Origin of the sequence: Klebsiella variicola, from assembly GCF_000828055.2 — a bacterium.
Classification (GTDB): Bacteria; Pseudomonadota; Gammaproteobacteria; order Enterobacterales; family Enterobacteriaceae; genus Klebsiella; species Klebsiella variicola.
Genome location: NZ_CP010523.2, coordinates 4,763,604 through 4,786,652 on the forward strand (window position 1 = coordinate 4,763,604; position 23,049 = coordinate 4,786,652).

General features: G+C 59.5%; 23 protein-coding genes and 1 pseudogene. 16 read left to right on the forward strand and 8 right to left on the reverse strand.

The genetic code is table 11. The annotated features are described in order from the left end of the window. Positions 1 to 6: 6 nt before the first annotated feature. From SP68_RS22300 to SP68_RS22315, 4 genes are all read right to left on the reverse strand, one after another. Positions 7 to 1,608 carry an APC family permease gene (locus SP68_RS22300; RefSeq protein WP_052470377.1) on the reverse strand — a complete coding sequence of 534 codons (1,602 nt, stop codon included), beginning with the start codon at positions 1,606 to 1,608 and terminating at the stop codon, positions 7 to 9. Positions 1,609 to 1,623: 15 nt separating this feature from the next. Further along, positions 1,624 to 3,228: an aldehyde dehydrogenase (NADP(+)) gene (locus SP68_RS22305; RefSeq protein WP_040972780.1), complete on the reverse strand. Its 1,605-nt coding sequence runs from the start codon at positions 3,226 to 3,228 to the stop codon at positions 1,624 to 1,626. Positions 3,229 to 3,242: 14 nt separating this feature from the next. Beyond that, positions 3,243 to 4,163, reverse strand: a complete 921-nt coding sequence (locus SP68_RS22310; protein WP_008807565.1) for a dihydrodipicolinate synthase family protein — start codon at positions 4,161 to 4,163, stop codon at positions 3,243 to 3,245. Between the two features lie 151 nt (positions 4,164 to 4,314). After that, positions 4,315 to 5,139: a helix-turn-helix domain-containing protein gene (locus SP68_RS22315; RefSeq protein ID WP_008807566.1), complete on the reverse strand. Its 825-nt coding sequence runs from the start codon at positions 5,137 to 5,139 to the stop codon at positions 4,315 to 4,317. A gap of 310 nt (positions 5,140 to 5,449) precedes the next feature. On the opposite strand from SP68_RS22315, the gene SP68_RS22320 reads away from it, so the two are divergent. The 4 genes from SP68_RS22320 to SP68_RS22335 are packed head-to-tail and all read left to right on the forward strand — an operon-like array spanning position 5,450 to position 9,006. Next, positions 5,450 to 6,397 (forward strand): 4-hydroxyproline epimerase, encoded by a 948-nt coding sequence (locus SP68_RS22320; protein ID WP_040972778.1) that lies wholly within the window; start codon positions 5,450 to 5,452, stop codon positions 6,395 to 6,397. Further along, positions 6,394 to 7,503 carry an NAD(P)/FAD-dependent oxidoreductase gene (locus tag SP68_RS22325; RefSeq protein WP_040972776.1) on the forward strand — a complete coding sequence of 370 codons (1,110 nt, stop codon included), beginning with the start codon at positions 6,394 to 6,396 and terminating at the stop codon, positions 7,501 to 7,503. Before SP68_RS22320 ends, SP68_RS22325 begins: the two co-directional genes overlap by 4 nt. Continuing rightward, positions 7,500 to 7,763 (forward strand): (2Fe-2S)-binding protein, encoded by a 264-nt coding sequence (locus SP68_RS22330; RefSeq protein ID WP_023322030.1) that lies wholly within the window; start codon positions 7,500 to 7,502, stop codon positions 7,761 to 7,763. The genes SP68_RS22325 and SP68_RS22330 overlap by 4 nt, the downstream gene beginning before the upstream one ends. Further along, positions 7,744 to 9,006: an FAD-dependent oxidoreductase gene (locus tag SP68_RS22335; protein WP_023322029.1), complete on the forward strand. Its 1,263-nt coding sequence runs from the start codon at positions 7,744 to 7,746 to the stop codon at positions 9,004 to 9,006. The genes SP68_RS22330 and SP68_RS22335 overlap by 20 nt, the downstream gene beginning before the upstream one ends. 3 nt (positions 9,007 to 9,009) lie before the next feature. Here SP68_RS22335 and hpaR read toward each other — a convergent pair whose 3' ends face one another. Beyond that, positions 9,010 to 9,450 (reverse strand): homoprotocatechuate degradation operon regulator HpaR, encoded by a 441-nt coding sequence (gene hpaR / locus SP68_RS22340; RefSeq protein ID WP_002887503.1) that lies wholly within the window; start codon positions 9,448 to 9,450, stop codon positions 9,010 to 9,012. A 64-nt stretch (positions 9,451 to 9,514) separates the two neighbouring features. Between hpaR and SP68_RS28645 the strand changes: the two are divergent. The 12 genes and pseudogenes from SP68_RS28645 to SP68_RS22395 all read left to right on the forward strand — a co-directional run bounded on the left by SP68_RS28645 (position 9,515) and on the right by SP68_RS22395 (position 20,272). Continuing rightward, positions 9,515 to 9,679: pseudogene (locus tag SP68_RS28645) on the forward strand (hypothetical protein). Positions 9,680 to 9,737: 58 nt separating this feature from the next. Continuing rightward, a complete protein-coding gene (locus SP68_RS22345) occupies positions 9,738 to 10,370 on the forward strand; it encodes a fumarylacetoacetate hydrolase family protein (RefSeq protein WP_012969003.1) in 633 nt (210 codons plus the stop codon). Then, the gene (locus SP68_RS22350; RefSeq protein ID WP_008807571.1) at positions 10,367 to 11,131 is read left to right on the forward strand and encodes a fumarylacetoacetate hydrolase family protein; all 765 of its coding nucleotides are present in this window, start codon (positions 10,367 to 10,369) and stop codon (positions 11,129 to 11,131) included. The genes SP68_RS22345 and SP68_RS22350 overlap by 4 nt, the downstream gene beginning before the upstream one ends. Next, entirely contained in the window at positions 11,128 to 12,594 is a 1,467-nt protein-coding gene (hpaE, locus tag SP68_RS22355) for a 5-carboxymethyl-2-hydroxymuconate semialdehyde dehydrogenase (RefSeq protein ID WP_023297017.1), read from the forward strand. The genes SP68_RS22350 and hpaE overlap by 4 nt, the downstream gene beginning before the upstream one ends. Position 12,595: 1 nt before the next feature. Then, a complete protein-coding gene (hpaD, locus tag SP68_RS22360; protein WP_002887492.1) occupies positions 12,596 to 13,453 on the forward strand; it encodes a 3,4-dihydroxyphenylacetate 2,3-dioxygenase in 858 nt (285 codons plus the stop codon). A gap of 9 nt (positions 13,454 to 13,462) precedes the next feature. After that, the gene (locus tag SP68_RS22365) at positions 13,463 to 13,843 is read left to right on the forward strand and encodes a 5-carboxymethyl-2-hydroxymuconate Delta-isomerase (RefSeq protein WP_040972771.1); all 381 of its coding nucleotides are present in this window, start codon (positions 13,463 to 13,465) and stop codon (positions 13,841 to 13,843) included. 108 nt (positions 13,844 to 13,951) lie between these two features. After that, a complete protein-coding gene (gene hpaH, locus SP68_RS22370; protein WP_002887487.1) occupies positions 13,952 to 14,755 on the forward strand; it encodes a 2-oxo-hept-4-ene-1,7-dioate hydratase in 804 nt (267 codons plus the stop codon). Positions 14,756 to 14,765: 10 nt separating this feature from the next. Beyond that, positions 14,766 to 15,557, forward strand: coding sequence for a 4-hydroxy-2-oxoheptanedioate aldolase (hpaI, locus tag SP68_RS22375; RefSeq protein WP_040972764.1), 792 nt, complete (start codon positions 14,766 to 14,768; stop codon positions 15,555 to 15,557). Between the two features lie 118 nt (positions 15,558 to 15,675). Further along, positions 15,676 to 17,052, forward strand: a complete 1,377-nt coding sequence (gene hpaX / locus SP68_RS22380; protein WP_040972762.1) for a 4-hydroxyphenylacetate permease — start codon at positions 15,676 to 15,678, stop codon at positions 17,050 to 17,052. Between the two features lie 9 nt (positions 17,053 to 17,061). Then, positions 17,062 to 17,952 carry a 4-hydroxyphenylacetate catabolism regulatory protein HpaA gene (hpaA, locus tag SP68_RS22385; RefSeq protein ID WP_012969005.1) on the forward strand — a complete coding sequence of 297 codons (891 nt, stop codon included), beginning with the start codon at positions 17,062 to 17,064 and terminating at the stop codon, positions 17,950 to 17,952. Positions 17,953 to 18,177: 225 nt separating this feature from the next. Further along, positions 18,178 to 19,740, forward strand: a complete 1,563-nt coding sequence (gene hpaB, locus SP68_RS22390; protein ID WP_040972760.1) for a 4-hydroxyphenylacetate 3-monooxygenase, oxygenase component — start codon at positions 18,178 to 18,180, stop codon at positions 19,738 to 19,740. A gap of 19 nt (positions 19,741 to 19,759) precedes the next feature. Next, entirely contained in the window at positions 19,760 to 20,272 is a 513-nt protein-coding gene (locus SP68_RS22395; RefSeq protein WP_002887467.1) for a 4-hydroxyphenylacetate 3-monooxygenase reductase subunit, read from the forward strand. Positions 20,273 to 20,703: 431 nt separating this feature from the next. Here the strand turns inward: SP68_RS22395 and SP68_RS29225 are convergent, their stop codons facing one another. The 3 genes from SP68_RS29225 to SP68_RS22420 form a co-directional block, all read right to left on the reverse strand. Next, the gene (locus SP68_RS29225; RefSeq protein ID WP_223168419.1) at positions 20,704 to 21,723 is read right to left on the reverse strand and encodes a hypothetical protein; all 1,020 of its coding nucleotides are present in this window, start codon (positions 21,721 to 21,723) and stop codon (positions 20,704 to 20,706) included. 400 nt (positions 21,724 to 22,123) lie between these two features. Further along, positions 22,124 to 22,741 (reverse strand): hypothetical protein, encoded by a 618-nt coding sequence (locus SP68_RS22415; protein ID WP_023297013.1) that lies wholly within the window; start codon positions 22,739 to 22,741, stop codon positions 22,124 to 22,126. A gap of 21 nt (positions 22,742 to 22,762) precedes the next feature. Then, positions 22,763 to 23,008 (reverse strand): hypothetical protein, encoded by a 246-nt coding sequence (locus tag SP68_RS22420; protein WP_012969006.1) that lies wholly within the window; start codon positions 23,006 to 23,008, stop codon positions 22,763 to 22,765. Between the last annotated feature and the right edge of the window lie 41 nt (positions 23,009 to 23,049).

Consider the following 23,049-nt stretch of genomic DNA (forward strand, 5'->3'; position numbering starts at 1 on the left):
TCTCCTTTACTCTTCTTCGTCTCCGCTAAAATTAGCCTGCGGCAGGCAGCTGCGCGCGCCCCAGTAGTAAATCCCCAACGACATCGCCGCCACCAGCACCGTATCCCAGGGGTGACCGATAACATTAAGCCCGCCGAAGCTGCCCAGCCAGGAAAAGAGGATAATCAACGCATAAAACACGATCAGCCACAGCGAAGACTTCACCTGCTGCGCCAGGCTCACGGCATGTTCCGGCACCTGACCTTTGCACATCACGTAGACGACAAACATCACGATTTGCAGCCCCAGCAGCCACGAGAGCGTATTCCAGCCTGACCAGTAGACAATCAGCGCCGAGATCATAAACGATACCGGGCCGATGATGCCGAAGGCGCGCACGCGGAACGGCCGCGGCAGATCCGGCGCGTTGCGGCGCAGCCCGGCAGCGGTCACCGGAGCGATGGCGTAGCTCAGCACCAGGGCAGCCGACACCACGCTAATCAGCTGTTCCCAGGAGGGGAACGGCAGCGTCCAGAAGATTGAAAGCCCGAAGGTCAGCCACAGCGCCGGACGCGGAATCCCGGACGCTTTATCGATATGGGTAAAGGCTTTAAAGAAAGTACCCGCCTTCGCCCAGCCGTAGATCACCCGCGGCGTCGCGTTCATATAGATATTGCCGGTGCCGCTCGGGGAGATGATCGCATCGCTTATCACCATAAAGGCCAGCCAGCCCATGCCGAGGGTAATGGCAATATCGCGATACGGCAGCGAGAACTGTTTGCTCACCTCGGCCCAACCGCCGTTCAGCATTTCGGTGGGGATACTGCCAAGGAACGCCAGCTGCAGCAGCACGTAGATAATCGTCGACAGCACCACTGATAAAATCAACGCAATAGGGATAGTCCGCTGCGGCTTTTGTACTTCGCTGGCCACCGAGATAATCGGCGTCAGTCCCAGATAAGCGAAGATAATTCCGCCCGCGCTGATCGCCGCTTCCACCCCGGACATGCCGAATGGCGCAATCCCCTGCGCGTGCAGGTTCTCCGGTTTAAAGAAGGCGAACAGCGTCACCACCACCAGCAGCGGCACCAAAAACTTGAGCACGCTGATGAAGTTGTTCGATCGGGCGAAGGTCTTAACGCTGTAGTAGTTAAGCGCAAAGAAGAAACAGAGCAGCAGGAACTGCACCACCCACCCCAGCAGCGTCGGCGAACTGGAACCCGGCTGGGTCAGCGCCGGAAACCAGGCGGCGGCATATTGCCGGGCGGCGACAATTTCAATCGAGATCAGGCTGGAGAAAGCGATCAGGGTGATGAACCCCAGCAGATAGCCCATCAGCTCACCGTGGGAAAAGACCGGGTAGCGAATAATGCCGCCGGCGCGCGGCAGCGCCGCCCCCAGCTCGCAGTAGACAATCCCCAGCAGCAATACTGCAAAGCCGCCGATCACCCACGAGGCGATCCCGGCCGGACCGGCGATGGAGGCCACGTGGCTGGCGGCGAATAACCATCCGGAGCCGAATATCGCCCCCAGGCCGATAAAGGTGAGATCGGTCAGGGTCAGCTGTTTTTTAAACTTACCCGACTCAGCAACGCGGGTTTGACTGTTATGCGTAGTGTGAATGGTCATGGTGATGCCCTTGCGTCAATGAGAGGAGGAAATCGCTTCCCGGGTCCACTGGCCGTTGACCAGGCGCAGCAGGTTCAAAGGGTTCGCATCCTGCAGCGCCGGCGGTAACAGGGCGGCGGGCGCGTTCTGCAGACAGACCGGGCGCAGAAAGCGTTCAATCGCCCGGCTGCCGACCGAAGTCCCGCGTGCGTCGGTGGTCGCCGGCCACGGGCCGCCGTGGACCATCGCATCGCACACTTCCACGCCGGTGGGATACCCGTTAAACAGCACCCGTCCGGCCTTCTCACAAAGCAGCGGTAGCAGGCTCGCCGCCAGCGGGCCATCATCCGCCTCGGCATGCAGCGTCGCGGTGAGCTGACCCTGCAGCGCTTTCACCACCGCCTGCAGCTGGGCCACGTCGTCCACTTCCACCAGTAGCGATAACGGGCCGAAAACTTCGGTCTGCAGCAGCGTATCCTGCGCCAGCAGATCCTCGACCTGAGCCTGCCACAGCAGGGTCTGCGCCTGCCCGGCGCCGGCGGCGATGCCGCTCGCCAACTTCTCGATACGCGGGTGCGCCGCCAGTGCCGCCACTCCCTGACGGTAGTGCTGAAGGGTCGGCGCATTGAGCAACACCTGCGGCGTGGAGTCCGCTACCGCCGCGCACAGCGCCGACTTGAAGCGTTCCAGCCCGGCGCCGCGCAGCGCCAGAATCAGCCCCGGACGGGTACAGAACTGGCCGCCGCCGAGGGTGAATGACGCCACCAGCTCGTTTGCCAGCGCCCCGGCCCGCGTCTGCAGCGCCTGCGGCAGAATAATCAATGGGTTAATCGCCGACATTTCAGCAAACAGCGGAATTGGCTGCGGGCGCTGCTGCGCCAGCTGATACAGCGCCTTACCGCCGGCCAACGAACCGGTAAAGCCAACGGCCTGAATCGCCGGATGACGGACCAATTCGGCGCCGATATCGGTCCCGAAAATCATATTGAATACGCCGCCGGGTAAACCGCACCGTACCACCGCCCTGACGATCGCCTCGGCGGTCAGCTCGGCGGTGGCCATATGGCCCGGATGGGCCTTCACCACCACCGGGCAGCCAGCCGCCAGCGCCGAGGCGGTATCGCCGCCAGCGGTAGAAAAGGCCAACGGAAAGTTGCTGGCGCCAAACACCGCCACCGGCCCTAACGCCTGCTGATACTGGCGCAGGTCCGGGCGCGGCAGCGGCTGACGGTCGGCTAAGGCGGTATCAATACGGGCGGCGAAGGTATCACCGCGCAGGATCACGTCAGCAAACATCCGCAACTGGCCGCTGGTGCGCGCCCGCTCTCCCTGTAGCCGCGCCAGCGGCAGCGCGGTCTCCTGCCCGGCGATAGCAAAAAACGGCTCGCCCAGCGCGTCCAGTTCATCGGCAATCGCGCAGAGAAAGTGCGCCCGCTGCTGCGGCGTGGTTTGTGAATAGACGGCAAAGGCCTGCTGCGCGGCTTCTGCGGCCAGTGCGGCTTCCTCACGGGAAGCCGGATAAAAGCGGTGGCCGGTGGCTTCGCCGTCCACCGCCCGCAGGCTCAATAGCGTCGCCTCACCGCTGGCAATACGGCGTCCGGCGATAAACTGCCGTCCCGCCATGGTCTGAGATGCATTCATAGTGACTCCTGTGCTCAGAGGCCGACATCCGGCAGCGTCGGACGAGTGGCCAGCGCCTGTTCAACGATCGCCACCACCTGCTGGCGCGTTTCGCCTTCCAGCGCCAGACGCGGCGGACGGGTAATGGCGCTGCCGCGGCCCAGCAACTCTTCACACAGCTTGATGCACTGCACCAGATCCGGACGCGCATCGAGATGCAGCAGCGGCATGAACCAGCGGTACAGCGCCATCGCCTCTTCGTAACGCTGCTGGCGGGCGAGACGGAATAACGTTTCCCCTTCGCGCGGGAAGGCGTTGGACATTCCGGAGATCCAGCCTTCCGCGCCGACGGCGATGCTTTCCACCACCACGTCATCCAGCCCGGCAAACAGCACGAAGCGGTCGCCAACGGTGTTACGCAGGTCGATAAAGCGGCGGGTATCGCCGGAGGAGTCTTTAAAGCAGACGATGTTGTCGCAGTCAGTCAGGGTGGCGAGAATGTCCGGCGTCACGTCGTTTTTGTAAATCGGCGGGTTGTTGTAGACCATAATCGGCAGGTCGGTAGCGCTCGCCACGCTGCGGAAGTGGGCCGCGGTTTCATGCGGTTTTGAGGAGTAGACCAGCGCCGGCATCACCATGATCCCGTCGACGCCGACGCGCTCCGCCTCTTTCGCCATTTTCTGGGCGAAGGCGGTGGTGAACTCGGCCACCCCGGCGATGACCGGAATTTTGCCGCCGGCGGCATCCTTCGCCACCTCGATAATCTGTAGTTTTTCATCGGTGCTCAGCGAGGTGTTTTCACCCACGCTGCCGCATACCACCAGCCCGGAAACGCCATCTTTCACCAGGTTTTTCATCACCGCGTGAGTGGCGTCTAAATCGAGGGAGTAATCGCTACGAAACTGCGTGCTGACCGCCGGGAATACGCCGCTCCAGTGAATCGCTTTTTTGCTCATGCTCGGTTCCTTGTCGTCATTTTGTTAAGTCGAAGTGAATGAATGGTGAATATTCACTGACAGATTGACGTGTCGCGGAACCGGCGGCTTGTCGGTTTTCCCTCAATACAATGACGAAATTAGCACAGTCGGCAAAAGTGTGAGCCAGCGTTTATCCGAGCAGCGTGAGGCGAAAATCGCGCGGCGTCGAGCCGGTCATCGCCTTGAACTGGCGGCTAAAGGCGCTGTGATCGGTATACCCGCACTGCAGGGCGATATCGGTAATCGGCGTATCGCCAGCCAGCAGTTCGGTCGCTTTTTCCAGCCGCACTTTGTGGATCATCTGCCGCGGAGTGAGATGAAAGATCCGTTTGCAGTAGCGTTCGATCTGCGCAATCGACATCCCGCTTAAGGCGGTTAACTCTTCCATGGCGATCGGCCGGTGATAATGGCGGCGGATATGATCGTCGACGATCGCCAGCCGCTGCCACGCCGGATGGCGGGCATGAGCCTCCTGCAGATCGTGCGAGATCCCGGCCATGCCGATCACCTGCCCGCGGACATCGCGCAGCGCCAGTTTCTGCGTCAGGCACCAGCCGCGCTCGCGGCCATTGTAGAGATGCATTTCCAGCTGATCGCGCAGGGTCACACCTTCGCGCAACACCCGCAGATCCTGTTCGGTATAACCCTGACCCAGCGCGGAAGGAAAGACATCAGCGGAGGTTTTGCCCAGCAGCGAGGAGACGCTTTTGAAACCACAGCGGCGGGCCAGCGTCAGGTTCGCCAGCAGATAGCGCGCCTGACGATCTTTGATAAAAAAGACCACATTAGGAATGGCATTGAGCAGGGGCGCAATCAGCGCCAGCGCATTCAGCAGCGCGGGCATATTTTCCGGCCGCTGGCGCGCCAGCCCTTCGCAGATCTGGCTCAGCTCATCGACGGCCAGCTCAGGTTGGTTAACCGCGCGCGGCGGCGCCGCATCAGAAACACCGATCATAAGGCCTCCTCATGGTAAGTGACCGAAGGATATTTATTCACTTTCCGTTAACACCTCAAGCAGCATCCCTCGGTTTTGCGATCCTGGATCCGCTTTACGCCTTCCCCTGATTTAGCCACTGGCGCAATGGTCACTTTCGGTTTACCACAGCATTAAGCAAATGATTAATAAGAAATAACTATGTGAAATAGAAATATACCGCGCTCATGACTGTGCAGATTTCGTCATTTTCTCTGACGAAAGCGCTCAAGCAGGTCGGGAAAGGTTGCGCCAGCATGATGAAACATGTTGTTAACTTCCGGAGAGCCTGATGACCGCGCCACGCCCCCCTGTTACGTTGAGAGCTATTGATTCACATACCGGCGGCGAACCGACCCGCCTGATCGTTGACGGATTCCCCGACCTCGGCGGCGGCAGCATGGCGGAGCGCCGCGACCGCTTCGCCCGCGACTTCGACCATTGGCGTCAGGCGGCCATTCTCGAACCGCGCGGCAATGACGTACTGGTCGGCGCGCTGCTGTGCAAACCGGTCTCGGCAGCGGCTACCGCTGGCGTGATTTTCTTCAACAACGCCGGTTTTCTGAATATGTGCGGCCACGGCACAATCGGGCTTATCGCCTCGCTGGCCTGGCTTGGGCGTATCCAGCCCGGCGTACATCTGATTGAAACACCGGTCGGCGACGTAAGCGCTACGTTGCACGACGATGGCAGCGTATCGGTGCAAAACGTCCCGGCCCGCCGCTGGAAAAAACAGATCCGCGTTGAGACCGCGCATGGTCCCGTCATCGGCGATATTGCCTGGGGCGGCAACTGGTTTTTCCTGATTAACGACCACCCGTTCGCCATTACCCCCGAACATATTCCACAGCTCACCGCCTACGCCTGGGCAGTGCGCGAGGGGCTGGAAGCCGCGGGGATCCGCGGCGACGACGGCGGCGTTATCGACCATATCGAACTCTTCGCCGATGACGATACCGCCGACAGCCGCAACTTCGTACTCTGTCCGGGAAAGGCCTGGGATCGCTCGCCGTGCGGTACCGGCACCAGCGCCAAGCTGGCCTGCCTGGCGCAGGATGGCAAGCTGCAGCCGGGGGAAATCTGGCGTCAGGCCAGCATCATCGGCAGCCAGTTTACCGCCAGCTACCAGCGCACCGCGGAAGGCATCATCCCAACGATCCGCGGCGAAGCCTGGGTGTGTGGAGACAACCAGTTGATCCTCAACCCTGACGATCCCTTCTGCTGGGGGATCGCGCCGTGAAGCAGTGTGATGTCATCGTGATCGGCGCCGGGATCATCGGCGCCGCCTGCGCGTGGCAGCTGGCGAAGCGGGGGCAGAGCGTGACGCTTATCGACGACGGTCAGCCCGGCGCCACGGCGGCAGGTATGGGCCATCTGGTGTGCATGGATGACGACCCCGCCGAGCTTGCATTATCGGCATGGTCGCTGGAACGCTGGCGCGCTATCACGCCACGGATGCCCGACAATTGCGCCTGGCGCGGCTGCGGCACGCTGTGGCTGGCGGAAAGCGAAGAAGAGATGGCCGTCGCGGGCGAAAAACTGCGGCGGCTGGCCAGCTATCAGGTGCCCAGCGAACGCCAGACCCCGCAGCAGATCGCCGGGCGCGAACCGCTGCTGCGCGGCGGGCTGGCGGGCGGCCTGTGGGTGCCAGGCGATGGCATCCTTTACGCGCCAAACGTCGCCCGCTGGCTGATGGCCGATGCCGGAGACCATCTTACCTGCCTGCACGACAGCGCGCAGGCGATTACCGAACCGCAGGTGCTGCTCGCCAGCGGCAAACGGCTACAGGCGCGGGCCATCGTGGTGGCCTGCGGACTTGAAGCCAACGCGCTGTTAGCGGAAAACTGGCTGCGACCGAAAAAAGGCCAACTGGCGATTACCGATCGCTACCGGCCGCGGGTGCATCACCAGCTGGTTGAGCTGGGTTACGGCGCCAGCGCCCATGGCGGCGGCACCTCGGTGGCGTTTAACCTTCAGCCGCGGCCAACCGGCCAGCTGCTGATTGGCTCTTCGCGTCAGTTTGATAACCGTGAGCGCGAGTTGGATCTGCCCTTGCTGGCGCAGATGCTCGATCGCGCCCGCCATTTCGTTCCGGCGCTGGCGACGTTGAATATCATCCGCTGCTGGAGCGGCCTGCGCGCCGCCTCGCAGGATGGCAACCCGCTGATCGGCCCGCATCCCACGCGCCGTGGCGTATGGCTGGCGCTGGGCCATGAAGGGCTGGGCGTCACCACCGCTCCGGCCACAGCTGAACTGCTGGCGGCGCAGATCCTCGATGAACGCTGCCCATTGGCGCCCGACGCCTGGCTCCCGGCCCGTTTGTGTCAACAGGAGGCGATTGCATGAAGGCCACGCTCACTATCACCATTGATGGCGAAGCGCTGACGGTGCCGGAAGGCATTAGCGTGGCGGCGGCGCTGGCGTTGACCGGCGACCCCACCACCCGCCAGGCGGTTAACGGCGAGCTCCGCGCGCCGTTTTGCGGCATGGGCGTCTGCCAGGAGTGCCGGGTCACCGTCGATGGCCTTCGGGTGCTGGCCTGCCAGACCCTGTGCCGGGCCGGTATGCAAATAGAAAGGAGCCACGATGAACACGCTGCGCTGTGACATTTTAATCCTCGGCGCCGGCCCCGCCGGCATGGCGGCCGCGCTCTCCGCCGCCGCCTGCGATAAACAGGTGATTATTCTCGACGATAACCCCGCCCCTGGCGGACAAATCTGGCGCGCCGGTCCGCAGGCGACGCAGCCCGCCCTGGCCCGGCGCTACCGCGACGCCATCGCCGCGTCTGCCGCCATCCGGGTAGTGAACGGCGCGCGGCTGATTGCCCGCCCCTCCGCGCACAGCGTGCTGTTTGAAACCGCCGACGGCGGCGGCGTGGTTTGCTGGCAGAAACTGATCCTCTGCTGCGGCGCGCGCGAGCTGTCGCTGCCCTTTCCCGGCTGGACCTTACCCGGCGTGACCGGCGCGGGCGGCCTGCAGGCGCAAATCAAACAGGGCCTGTCGCTGAAAGGAGAAAAGGTGGTGATTGCCGGCAGCGGTCCGCTACTGCTGGCGGTGGCGGATACGGTGAACAAGGCTGGAGGCGACGTGACGAATATCATTGAACAAGCGCCGCTCCCGGCGCTGCTGCGCTTCGCCGGCGGGCTGTGGCGCTGGCCGCAGAAGCTGCGCCAGTTAGCGACGCTGGCCCCGAAAGGCTATCTGAGCGGCGCGCAGACGATCCGCGCTCACGGCGCAACGCGGCTGGAAGCCGTTACGCTTCGCCAGCGCGGCGTCGAGCGGACTATCGCCTGCGATCGGCTGGCTATCGGCTACGGGCTGATACCCAATATCGAGACGGGGCTGCTGTTTGGCTGCGCCACGGCACAGGAGGCGATCCAGGTTAACCGCTGGCAGCAGACCAGCGTCGCGGATATCTATGCCGCCGGCGAGTGCACCGGTTTCGGCGGTAGCGAGCTGGCGCTGGCGGAGGGCGAAATCGCCGGGTATGCCGCCGCCGGGGCCAGCCAGCAAGCGCAGGCGTTATTTACCCGCCGCGCCCGCTGGCAGCGTTTCGCCGAAGCAATCAACCGTACCTTCCGGCTGACGGAATCCTTGAAAGACGCCGCAACGCCGGAGAGCCTGCTGTGCCGCTGCGAGGATGTACGCTGCGGCGATGTGGCGGCCGCCGGAGGCTGGCCGCAGGCCAAACTTACCCAGCGCTGCGGAATGGGCGCCTGTCAGGGGCGCACCTGCGCCGCCAGCGCCCGCTGGTTGTACGGCTGGCCGCTGCCGCAGCCAAGAGAACCGCTGGCCCCCGCCCGCGCGGAAACGCTTATTGCCCTCGCCCGACCGAGCGCCGAGCCGTAACCGCTACTCTTCTTCATCACCGCGCCCGGCAGGGACGCCAAGCGCAATAAACTCCTCCAGCAGCGAGGTCAGTTGCTGCAGCTTTTCCGTGGTGAACTGGGCCTCCAGCAGACGATAGGTTTCTTCCACCTCGGCCTGAGCGCTTTCATACAGCGCGGTTCCGGCAGGCGTCAGCGAGACGTACAGCTTGCGCTGATCGTTAACCGGCTTTAAGCGCAGCACCAGCCCATCCCGCTCCATGCGCGTCAAAATCCCGGTCAGGCTGGGGCGCAGGATGCAGGCGCGAAAGGCCAGATCGTGAAAATCCATCGACGGACGTTCGGCGAGAATTCGCACGATCCGCCACTGCTGTTCGGTGAGATTGTGCCGTTTGACGATCGGCCGAAAGTAGGCCATCGCCGCCTCACGCGCCTGCAACAAGGCAATGGTTAATGAATCATGCATAGTATCCCCTCTACAGCCTCATCCAAAACTTATTAACAACTTAATAATTAGCTTTAATCCTGCCATGTACAACCGGTTTCTGCACCTGAAAAGTACCAGCCCCTTCCTGAAAAACAGTCAACTCATTGATTAAAAACCAATAAGTTATTGATGTGTAAATATTGTGTTAATCAGATCACAAAACATTCACTTCCAGTTGCTAAACCTGGCCGCAAAGCATAAAAGATGATCATTAACATATTAATGAAATGCATTTAAATCCGAAATCAGTACCAGAGGAGTGGTGAATGAAAGGTACCATCTTCGCCGTTGCGCTCAATCATCGCAGCCAGCTCGACGCCTGGCGCGAAGCGTTTCAACAGGCCCCCTACAAGACGCCGCCGAAAACCGCGGTCTGGTTTATCAAGCCGCGCAATACCGTGATTGGCGACGGCGAGGCGATCCCCTATCCGCAGGGCGAGACCGTACAAAGCGGCGCGACGGTGGCGCTGATTGTCGGCAAAACCGCGCGTAAAGTGGCGGCGGCAGAGGCAGCGAACTATATCGCCGGCTACGCGCTGGCTAACGATGTGAGTCTGCCGGAAGAGAGTTTTTATCGCCCGGCGATCAAGGCGAAATGCCGCGATGGCTTCTGCCCCGTCGGCGCGCTGTCGGCGGTGCGTAACGTCGATAACCTGACCATCATCACCGAAATCAACGGCCGCGAGGCGGATAGCTGGCATACCGGCGATCTGCAGCGTAACGCCGCGCAGCTGCTGAGCGCCTTAAGCGAGTTCGCCACCCTCAATCCCGGCGACGCGATCCTTATCGGCACGCCCCACTCTCGCGTCACGCTGCGCCCCGGCGACCGCGTACGTATTCTCGCCGACGGATTCCCGGCGCTGGAAAACCCGGTTGTCGCAGAAGGAGAGCTGGCATGAAACAGGCACGCATTGAATGGCAGGGACAGGTACGCGACGTGCTGGTCGATGAACGCGACCAGGTGCGCCTGAACGATGGCACGGTATTGAAAGAAGGCGAATTCCGCTGGCTGCCGCCCGCCGACGGCACGCTATTCGCGCTGGGGCTCAACTACGCCGACCACGCCAGCGAGCTGGAGTTTAAACCGCCAACCGAGCCATTGGTGTTCATCAAAGCGCCGAACACCTTTATTGGCCACCAGCAGCAGTCGGTACGCCCGGATAACGTCGAATACATGCACTACGAAGCCGAACTGGTGGTGGTGATCGGGAAAACCGCGCGCCGCGTCAGCGAAGCCGAGGCCATGGACTATGTCGCTGGCTATACCGTGTGCAACGACTACGCGATCCGCGACTATCTGGAAAACTACTACCGCCCGAACCTGCGGGTCAAAAGCCGCGACACCCTGACGCCGATCGGCCCGTGGATCGTCGCCAAAGAGGCGATCCCGGATCCGCATAATCTGGCCCTGCGTACCTGGGTCAACGGCGAACTGCGCCAGCAGGGCACCACCGCCGATCTGATCTTCAGCATCCCGTTCCTCATCGCTTATTTAAGCGAATTTATGACCCTGCAACCGGGCGACATGATCGCCACCGGCACGCCGAAAGGGCTATCCGATGTGGTGCCGGGCGACGAGGTGATCGTTGAAGTCGAGGGCGTGGGCCGCCTGGTCAACCATATCATCAGCCAGCAAGCGTATGAGGAGACACTGTCATGAAAAAGATTAACCATTGGATCAACGGTAAAAACGTTGCCGGCGCAGACTATTTTCATACCACCAACCCGGCCACCGGCGAGGTACTGGCTGAAGTCGCCTCTGGCGGCGAAGCCGAGGTTCACCAGGCGGTAGCGGCGGCGAAAGAGGCCTTTCCGAAGTGGGCTAACCTGCCGATGAAAGAGCGCGCGCGCCTGATGCGCCGCCTGGGGGATCTGATCGATCAGAACGTCCCGGAGATCGCGGCGATGGAAACCGCCGATACCGGCCTGCCTATCCACCAGACCAAAAACGTGCTGATCCCGCGGGCGTCGCATAACTTCGAATTTTTCGCCGAAGTGTGCCAGCAGATGAACGGCAAGACCTATCCGGTCGATGACAAGATGCTTAACTATACCCTCGTGCAGCCGGTTGGCGTGTGCGCGCTGGTGTCGCCGTGGAACGTGCCGTTTATGACCGCGACCTGGAAGGTGGCGCCGTGCCTGGCGCTGGGGAATACCGCGGTGCTGAAAATGTCCGAGCTGTCGCCGCTGACCGCCGATCGTCTGGGCGAGCTGGCGCTGGAAGCCGGGATCCCGGCTGGCGTGCTCAACGTGGTGCAGGGCTATGGCGCCACCGCCGGCGACGCGCTGGTGCGCCATCATGATGTGCGCGCCGTCTCCTTCACCGGCGGCACCGCCACCGGCCGCAACATCATGAAGAACGCCGGTCTGAAAAAGTACTCTATGGAGCTCGGCGGAAAATCGCCGGTGCTGATTTTTGAAGACGCCGATATTGAGCGCGCGCTCGACGCCGCGCTGTTCACCATCTTCTCGATCAACGGCGAACGCTGCACCGCCGGTTCGCGCATTTTCATTCAGCAGAGTATTTATCCGGAGTTCGTCAAGCGCTTCGCCGAGCGCGCCAACCGCCTGCGCGTGGGCGATCCGACCGATCCGAATACCCAGGTCGGCGCGCTGATTAGCAAGCAGCACTGGGAGAAAGTGTCCGGCTACATTCGCCTCGGCATCGAAGAGGGCGCCACCCTGCTGGCCGGCGGCGCGGATAAACCGTCCGACCTGCCGGCGCATCTGAAAGCCGGCAACTTCCTGCGCCCGACGGTACTGGCGGATGTCGACAACCGCATGCGCGTCGCCCAGGAAGAGATTTTTGGCCCGGTCGCCTGCCTGCTGCCGTTCAAAGACGAAGCGGAAGGGCTGCGCCTGGCGAACGATGTGGAATACGGCCTGGCGTCGTATATCTGGACCCAGGACGTCAGCAAAGTGCTGCGTCTGGCGCGCGGTATTGAAGCCGGGATGGTGTTCGTCAACACCCAGAACGTGCGCGACCTGCGTCAGCCGTTCGGCGGCGTGAAGGCCTCCGGCACCGGCCGCGAAGGCGGCGAGTACAGCTTTGAAGTGTTCGCCGAAATGAAAAACGTCTGCATCTCGATGGGCGACCATCCGATCCCGAAATGGGGAGTCTGATATGGGTAAGTTAGCGTTAGCAGCAAAAATCACTCACGTGCCGTCGATGTATCTGTCTGAGCTGCCGGGGAAAAACCACGGCTGCCGCCAGGGCGCGATCGACGGGCATAAAGAAATTGGCAAGCGCTGCCGTGAAATGGGCGTCGATACCATCATCGTGTTCGACACCCACTGGCTGGTCAACAGCGCCTATCACATCAACTGCGCCGACCATTTTCAGGGCGTCTACACCAGTAACGAACTGCCGCATTTTATTCGCGACATGACCTACGACTACGACGGCAACCCGGAGCTGGGCCAGCTTATCGCCGACGAGGCCGTAAAGCTCGGCGTACGCGCCAAAGCACACAATATTCCGAGCCTGAAGCTGGAGTACGGCACCCTGGTGCCGATGCGCTACATGAACAGCGATAAGCATTTCAAAGTGGTATCTATCTCCGCTTTCTGTACCGTTCACGACTTTGCCGACAGCCGCAGGCTGGGCGAAGCGATCCTCAAAGCCATTGAGAAATATGACGGCACCGTAGCGGTGCTGGCCAGCGGTTCGCTGTCGCACCGCTTTATCGATGACCAGCGCGCCGAAGAGGGCATGAACAGCTACACCCGCGAGTTTGATCATCAGATGGATGAGCGCGTGGTGAAACTGTGGCGGGAGGGCAAATTCAAAGAGTTCTGCACCATGCTGCCGGAGTACGCCGACTACTGCTACGGCGAAGGCAACATGCACGACACGGTGATGCTGCTCGGTCTGCTGGGTTGGGATAAATACGACGGCAAGGTGGAGTTTATCACCGAGCTATTCGCCAGCTCCGGTACCGGCCAGGTTAACGCCGTGTTCCCGCTGCCGGCGCAGGCGTAAGGAGGCCCCATGCCGCATTTTATCGCCGAGTGTACCGACAATATCCGTGAACAGGCCGATTTACCGGGCCTGTTCGCCAAAGTCAACGAGGCGCTGGCCGCCACCGGTATCTTCCCGATCGGCGGTATTCGCAGCCGCGCCCACTGGCTGGATACCTGGCAGATGGCCGACGGCAAGCAGGATTACGCCTTCGTGCATATGACCCTGAAGATCGGCGCCGGGCGCAGTCTGGAGAGCCGTCAGGACGTGGGAGATATGCTGTTCGCGCTGCTCAAAGCCCATTTTGCTGCGCTAATGGAGAGCCGCTATCTGGCGCTGTCGTTCGCCATGGAAGAGCTCGACCCGACGCTGAACTACAAACAGAACAACGTGCACGCGTTATTTAAATAATGTGCAAATTGCCCGGTGGCGCTGCGCTTACCGGGCCTACAACGGCCATGAATTTGTAGGCCGGATAAGCGAAGCGCCATCCGGCAATACAATGCCACAGGAATCACTATGCTCGATAAACAGACCCGCACCCTGATTGCCCAGCGGCTGAACCAGGCCGAAAAACAGCGTGAACAGATCCGCGCGATCTCGCTGGATTATCCGTCGATCACCATTGAGGACGCCTACGCCGTCCAGCGCGAGTGGGTCGAGATGAAGATCGCCGAAGGCCGCGTGCTCAAAGGCCACAAGATCGGCCTGACCTCTAAAGCGATGCAGGCCAGCTCGCAGATCAGCGAGCCGGACTACGGCGCGCTGCTCGACGATATGTTCTTCCACGACGGCAGCGATATTCCCACCGACCGCTTTATCGTGCCGCGTATTGAAGTCGAGCTGGCCTTCGTGCTGGCCAAACCGCTGCGCGGCCCGAACTGTACGCTGTTTGATGTCTACAACGCCACCGACTACGTTATCCCGGCGCTGGAGCTTATCGACGCGCGTTGCCACAACATCGACCCGGAAACCCAGCGTCCGCGCAAAGTGTTCGACACCATCTCCGATAACGCCGCCAACGCCGGGGTGATCCTCGGCGGCCGGCCGATTAAACCGGATGAGCTCGACCTGCGCTGGATCTCCGCCCTGCTGTATCGCAACGGCGTGATTGAAGAGACCGGCGTCGCCGCGGGCGTACTCAATCATCCGGCCAACGGCGTGGCCTGGCTGGCCAACAAACTGGCGCCATACGATGTCCAGCTCGAAGCCGGGCAGATTATCCTCGGCGGCTCCTTCACCCGCCCGGTCCCGGCGCGCAAGGGCGATACCTTCCACGTCGACTACGGCAACATGGGCGCCATCAGCTGCCGCTTTGTTTGAGGAGAGCAACATGAACAACGCATTTAAAGAGGCGCTCAAGGCCGGCCGTCCGCAAATCGGCCTATGGCTTGGGCTGTGCAGCAGCTACAGCGCCGAACTGCTGGCCGGCGCGGGCTTCGACTGGCTGCTGATCGACGGCGAACACGCGCCCAACAACGTACAAACGGTGCTGACCCAGTTGCAGGCCATTGCGCCCTACCCCAGCCAGCCGGTAGTGCGTCCGTCGTGGAACGATCCGGTACAAATTAAACAACTGCTGGATGTCGGCGCGCAAAGCCTGCTGGTGCCGATGGTGCAGAATGCCGAAGAAGCGCGGCTGGCGGTAAGCGCCACCCGCTATCCGCCAGCCGGCATTCGCGGCGTCGGCAGCGCGCTGGCCCGCGCCTCACGCTGGAATCGCATTCCGGATTATATCCACCGGGCCAATGACGCCATGTGCGTACTGGTACAGATTGAGACCCGCGAAGCGCTGAAAAATTTGCCGCAGATCCTCGATGTCGACGGGGTGGACGGCGTGTTTATCGGCCCGGCGGATCTCAGCGCCGATATGGGCCACGGCGGCAACCCACAACACCCGGAAGTGCAGGCCGCCATTGAAGATGCCATCCAGCAAATCCGCCAGGCCGGAAAGGCGCCGGGGATCCTGATGGCCAATGAACAGCTGGCGAAACGCTATCTCGAACTGGGCGCGCTGTTCGTCGCCGTCGGCGTCGATACCACCCTGCTGGCCCGCGGCGCAGAAGCGCTGGCGGCGCGGTTTGGCGCGGAAAAAACCGACCTGGGTTCGTCAGGCGTCTACTAACGCCGGGTGGCGCTACGCTCATCCGGCCCGGAGCAGCAGCGAATCGCAGGTCCGGTAAGCGCAGCACTACCGGGCAACCCGCAGTACCCTACAAAATTCCCATTAGAGGAAAATAATAATGAGCGATACATCACCTGCCATCCCGGAAAAGTTCGATCCGACGAATCAGCACAAACAGCTGACGGCGCAGCAGCAGTCGGTTATCAACAAGCTCTTCCGCCGTCTGATCGTGTTTTTATTAGTCCTGTTTATCTTTTCGTTTTTAGACCGGATCAATATCGGCTTTGCTGGATTAACCATGGGGCAGGATCTGGGCCTCAACGCCACCATGTTTGGCCTGGCCACCACCCTGTTTTACGCCACTTACGTCATTTTTGGCATTCCCAGCAACGTGATGCTCAGCATCGTCGGCGCACGACGCTGGATCGCTACCATCATGGTGCTGTGGGGCATCGCCTCTACCGCCACCATGTTCGCCACCGGACCAAAAAGTCTCTATGTTCTGCGCATGCTGGTGGGGATCACCGAGGCCGGTTTCCTGCCGGGTATCCTGCTGTACCTGACCTACTGGTTCCCGGCATTTTTCCGCGCCCGCGCTAACGCGTTGTTTATGATTGCGATGCCGGTGACCACCGCGCTGGGGTCGATCGTCTCCGGCTATATCTTGTCCCTCGACGGTCTGCTGAACCTGCACGGCTGGCAGTGGCTGTTCCTGCTGGAAGGCTTCCCGTCGGTGCTGCTCGGCATTATGGTCTGGTTCTGGCTGGATGATTCTCCGTCGAAGGCCAGGTGGCTGACGGCGGAGGACAAAAAATGTCTGCAGGAGATGATGGATAACGATCGCCTGACTCTGGTGCAGCCGGAAGGGGCCATCAGCCATCACGCCATGCAGCAGCGCAGCCTGTGGCGGGAAGTGTTCACCCCGATCGTGTTGATGTATACCCTCGCCTACTTCTGCCTGACCAATACGCTCAGCGCGATCAGCATCTGGACGCCGCAGATCCTCAAAAGTTTTAACGAAAGCAGCAGCAATATCACCATCGGTCTGCTGGCGGCGATCCCGCAAATTTGTACCATTCTCGGGATGATCTACTGGAGCCGCCACTCCGATAAATACCAGGAGCGGAAGCATCACACTGCCCTGCCGTTCCTGTTCGCCGCTGCGGGCTGGCTGCTGGCGTCAGCCACCGATCATAACCTGATCCAGCTGCTCGGGATCGTGATGGCCTCCACCGGATCGTTTAGCGCTATGGCCATCTTCTGGACCACGCCGGATCAGTCCATCAGTCTGCGTGCCCGCGCAATCGGCATTGCGGTGATCAACGCCACCGGCAATATCGGATCGGCGCTCAGTCCCTTTATGATCGGCTGGCTGAAGGATATTACCGGCAGCTTCAGCAGCGGGCTGTGGTTCGTCGCCGCACTGCTGGTGATTGGCGCGGTGATCATCTGGGCGATTCCGATGAAGGGCTCGCGCCCTCGCGCGACACCGTAAGGAGCCGCTATGTGCCAAAGCCCAATCGCCAACATCGATATCAATAAAGAGTACGACGAGAGCCTGGGCACCGAAGAGGTGCACTATCAGTCGTTTTCCCGCATGGCGGCCTTTTTTGGCCGCGACATGCAGGCGCATCGTCACGACCGTTATTTCCAGATGCACTACCTTGATACCGGGCAGATTGAGCTGCAGCTTGATGACCATCGCTATTCGGTGCAGGCGCCGCTGTTTGTGTTAACGCCGCCCTCGGTGCCGCACGCGTTTATTACCGAGTCCGATAGCGATGGTCACGTGTTGACGGTGCACGAAGAACTCATCTGGCCGCTGCTGGAGGTGCTTTATCCCGGCACGCGGGAGACCTTCGGCCTGCCGGGGATCTGTCTGTCGCTGGCGGATAAACCCGACGAGCTGGCGGCGCTGGCGCACTACTGGCAGCTGATTCGCCGTGAATCTACCGCTCAGCTGCCGGGGCGCGAGCATACCCTGGCGCTGCTGGCGCAGGCGGTATTTACCCTGCTGCTGCGCAACGCCAGGCTCGACGATCATGCCGCCAGCGGGATGCGCGGCGAGCTGAAATTATTCCAGCGCTTTAACCAGATGATCGACAGCCACTTTCATCAGCACTGGACGGTACCGGATTACGCCAGGGAGCTGCATCTGACCGAATCGCGGCTGACCGATATCTGCCGCCGCTTCGCCAACCGTTCGCCGAAGCGGCTGATATTCGACCGCCAGCTGCGCGAGGCGAAGCGGCTGCTGCTGTTTTCCGATAGCGCGGTCAATGAGATTGCCTGGCAGCTGGGGTTTAAAGACCCTGCCTATTTTGCGCGCTTTTTTAGCCGCCAGGTCGGCTGCTCGCCCAGCAGCTACCGGGCGCAAAAAGTACCGGTGTCGTAATACCCCGGCGGCGCTGCGCTTGCCTGGGCTACAGACCACAGGACGGGTCAGCGCCGCGCCACCCGCCAAAAGCTGCCGAGATCACAAAATTTAATCCCGCCTGAAAAGTACCCGCCGTTGTCGCAAACGTCCCTTCACGGCAAGCGCAATAACCGCTTCAATTAAACAACAAAAACAAAACATATATTTAACATTATTTTTCCGATAAATACTGAAGAGGCCCCTATGAAACCTGAAGATTTCCGCGCCGACGCGAAACGCCCGTTAACTGGCGAAGAGTATTTAAAAAGCCTGCAGGATGGCCGCGAAATTTATATCTACGGCGAGCGCGTAAAGGATGTCACCACCCACCCGGCCTTCCGTAACGCCGCCGCTTCCGTCGCGCAGCTGTACGATGCGCTGCACAAACCGGAGATGCAGGATTCCCTGTGCTGGGGCACCGATACCGGCAGCGGCGGCTACACCCATAAATTCTTCCGCGTGGCGAAAAGCGCCGACGACCTGCGCCAGCAGCGCGACGCCATCGCCGAGTGGTCGCGCTTAAGCTACGGCTGGATGGGCCGCACCCCGGACTACAAAGCCGCCTTCGGCTGCGCGCTGGGCGCCAACCCGGCGTTTTACGGCCAGTTCGAGCAGAACGCCCGCAACTGGTACACCCGCATTCAGGAAACCGGCCTGTACTTTAACCACGCGATCGTCAACCCGCCGATCGACCGCCACAAGCCGGCTGATGAAGTGAAGGATGTCTACATCAAGCTGGAAAAAGAGACCGATGCCGGGATCATCGTCAGCGGCGCGAAAGTGGTCGCCACCAACTCAGCGCTGACCCACTACAACATGATCGGCTTCGGCTCCGCACAGGTGATGGGCGAGAACCCGGACTTCGCGCTGATGTTCGTCGCGCCGATGGATGCCGAAGGCGTCAAGCTTATCTCCCGCGCCTCCTATGAGATGGTCGCCGGTGCGACCGGCTCCCCGTACGACTATCCGCTTTCCAGCCGTTTCGACGAGAACGACGCGATTCTGGTAATGGATAAAGTGCTGATCCCCTGGGAGAACGTGCTGATTTACCGCGACTTTGACCGCTGCCGTCGCTGGACCATGGAGGGCGGTTTCGCCCGCATGTATCCCCTGCAGGCCTGCGTACGCCTGGCGGTAAAACTGGACTTTATCACTGCCCTGCTGAAACGCTCTCTGGAATGTACCGGCACCCTCGAGTTCCGCGGCGTACAGGCCGACCTCGGCGAAGTAGTCGCATGGCGCAACATGTTCTGGGCGCTTAGCGATTCCATGTGCTCGGAAGCGACGCCGTGGGTCAACGGCGCATGGCTGCCGGATCACGCCGCGCTGCAGACCTATCGCGTGATAGCCCCGATGGCCTACGCCAAGATCAAGAACATCATCGAGCGCAACGTCACCAGCGGCCTGATTTATCTGCCGTCCAGCGCCCGCGATCTGAACAACCCGCAGATCGACCAGTATCTGGCGAAGTACGTGCGCGGCTCCAACGGTATGGATCACGTTGAACGTATCAAGATCCTCAAACTGATGTGGGACGCGATCGGCAGCGAATTCGGCGGTCGCCATGAACTGTATGAGATCAACTACTCCGGTAGCCAGGATGAAATTCGCCTGCAGTGTCTGCGCCAGGCGCAGAGCTCCGGCAATATGGACAAAATGATGGCGATGGTCGACCGCTGCCTGTCCGAGTACGACCAGAACGGCTGGACGGTGCCGCATCTGCACAATAACGCTGATATCAACATGTTGGATAAGCTGCTGAAGTAATTCACAGCGGGAGGTCATAATGCAATTAGATGAACAACGCCTGCGTTTTCGCGATGCCATGGCTAGCCTGTCGGCGGCGGTGAACGTTGTCACCACCGCAGGTGAAGCCGGCCGCTGCGGCATTACCGCCACGGCGGTTTGCTCGGTGACGGATACGCCGCCATCGGTGATGGTGTGTATCAACGCCAACAGTGCGATGAACCCGGTGTTTCAGGGTAACGGCAAGTTGTGCATCAACGTGCTGAACCACGAACAGGAAATCATGGCCCGTCATTTCGCCGGGATGACCGGGGTGACGATGGAAGAGCGGTTCGCCCTCAGCGGCTGGCAGCAGGGCGCGCTCGGGCAGCCGGTGCTGAAGGGCTCGCTGGCCAGCCTCGAAGGCGAAATTAGCCAGGTGCAAACCATCGGCACCCACCTGGTGTATCTGGTGGAGATCCGCAATATTACCCTGAGCCCGCAAGGGCACGGCCTGATTTACTTTAAACGCCGTTTCCACCCGGTGATGATGGAAATGGAAGTGGCGGTGTAATGGCCTCGCCTGCCTCTCCCCGGATAACGGGGAGGGGCTACATAGATTCGCGTTAGCGTTCCTGCTGGGCAAACTGTGTCAGCGCCGCCTTCTGGTACTTTCCGCCCGTATCGTAGTCCGTCGTCGCCGTCCGGCTCACCTGCGCGCTGATTTGCTCCTCGCTCGGATGGGGATTCCCTCCCGCTACCTATTACGATTTTTCTTGTAGCCCTGGTAATAAATCCACCAACAACCAGTAGCTATCAACGCCCCTGTGAAACATGCAGCTTTTGTATACTTCCATGTATCACTCCAAATCAGCTCAAATGGGATGTGGTAAACCAATAAGAGGTAACCTCTAATGAGCACGTATATAATTAAAAACAATACGATCATTGCTACATTGCAAGCAAAAAATAGATAGAAAAAAATAAAGAACCAAGATTTTCTATTCATTTTTGGTTCCCTTTTTGGAATTTCACACCTGTTTTACCCGCTTGATCATTGAGGATCTCTGTCACCGCACTACCCGAGGCATTACCAGCAATACCAGGTACTGGATTAATCGGCAGCGGTTTGGATATTCCCATCCCGACATCTGTCCAGATCCAGTCTTTCCATGGCTTCATCGGGTTGTAAATTTTATCCATAGGCAGCTCAATGAGTTTTCCTGCACCATAACCCACTCCAGAGGCCAAACCATTACTTAAGCCACCTGTAAAAGGATTATCCCCTTTCAGATAGCTGGATATTGCACCACCTGCCGCATTCCATCCCACAGTTCCTAACCAACCAGTTTTTGAGGTTGCTGCTCCAACCCAAGTCGCTATCAACGCATCTATGTAATTCACTTCACTAGTCGTGGCATATTGTATTGCAGTATTGGCTCCGCCACTGATGGCAGCTGTTACCAAAGCCCCCTTAGGCAATATGCCTAACCCAACAGTATCTGCCAGATGGGCTGATACTACTGCATTCCCTTCTGCCACATCTTCAGCAAGTTTTCCTTTACAGTCTGTATCGCAGTCTGGCGTCTGCCTGTGAATGATTTCCGCCACATACGGACTCACTGCGCCACTCGCCGCCTGCGCCAGGTTGCCCCCCGCCAGACCCTGCATCGCCGCCGTTACCGCCTGCGCCACCTTCTGGTACTTTCCGCCCGTATCGTAGTCCGCCGTCGCCGTCCGGCTCACCTGCGCGCTGATTTGCTCCTCGCTCGGACTGCCATTCCCTCCCGCTACCAGCTTCGCCCGCGCCGCTGCCCGCGCCGCCGGGTCGCTCTGCGCCGCCTGCGCGTTCAGCTTGCCCTGCGTCACCAGCACATCACTCACCTGGCGCCCGATTTCACCTGTCTTCTGCGCCGTCGCCAGACGGTTTTGCTCTTTCTCCTGATCAAATATCGGACTCAGCGTCTGGTTCGCATGCGCCGCATCCCGGCTTAACCCCGTCACGTCCTGCTGCTGACTCGCCATATCGCAGATGACGAGGGTTCCTTCAGGAACGGGCTGTGGATAAGGTCTGATAAAACGATCCCGCCGCGATGGCCGGGCTCGCTTATGCTATGTCTGAACTGCTAATCTTCATACCCCAGAGCAAATACGCAGGAGAATTTTGGGGAAGAGCGATCTGTATTACCTAAACTTGGGAATAAAGTAATACATTAACCAAACACCAAAACCTGCAATAAACCCACCGAAGGCACCAGCTTTAATAAATAATAGCGCTCGCATAAAATTAACATCCCATGTCCCTGTCAAGAAAAAAACATAGGCTATAAATACAAACTGTAAAACTAGTGCACACAAAGAGATAACCAATGTGTGGAGGCCTACGATCATGGAAAAAACTTTTAATTCATTGTATATATTCACATTAATCCTCGTTCAATATATCAATGAGTTTAGAGCCGCCCTGACTTCCCATCTCAGTAGCTAACGCTGCACCACTGTTACCAGATATACCGGGTAATGAGCTCAACTGCATTGGTTTACTTACCCCCATCCCCATATCAATCCACTCGTAATTTTTCCATGCAGGATTAACCCATTTATCTAATGAAATTTTGGCAACTTTACCTATTCCATAACCGATACCCGAAGCGGCACCACTTATTACGCCACCTTTAAATGGATCATCACCGTTCAGATAGCTGGATGTTGCACCACCTGCCGCATTCCAGCCCACAGTTCCCCAGACTCCCGTATTTGCAGTAAATGCTCCAACATAAGTCGCGATTAATACATCAGTTGGATTAACCGTTCCATTAATCGCATACTGAATACCTGCATTTGCCGTTCCGCCTATCGCGCCAGTAATCTGCATTCCTCCCGGCAGATAGATTAGCCCCGCTGAAGCCAACGCACCTGCATAAGCTTTATTCTCAGCAATTCCTCGCTGGCAGGCTTCACCAGACGGGTTATCTGCGCATGAGAGAACATCTGCGCCATGCTCTCTGGCTTTCTCACCCTGGCCCCATTCGTTCCCACCCATCAGGTTATTCTCAACAACAGCTTACTTATTTAACATTCGCTTTCTATAAGACAAGTAATAGGAAAGCCATAGACATATCCCGACAAAAAAACCTATAACTGCCATTTTGAGAGCAACATACACTTGTTCATAGCCAAAGAAATCAACATCAAATCCAGGTACAAGGATCCACTGAAATACCAGACTCAGCATGAACATAGTGGCGGGAACAGCTGTACAGGAATAAAAAAATAACAATACTAATTGCCATGTTGGTACTTTCATCATTTCTCTTCCTCCCCATTTTTATCACTCGTAGCATAATTGGA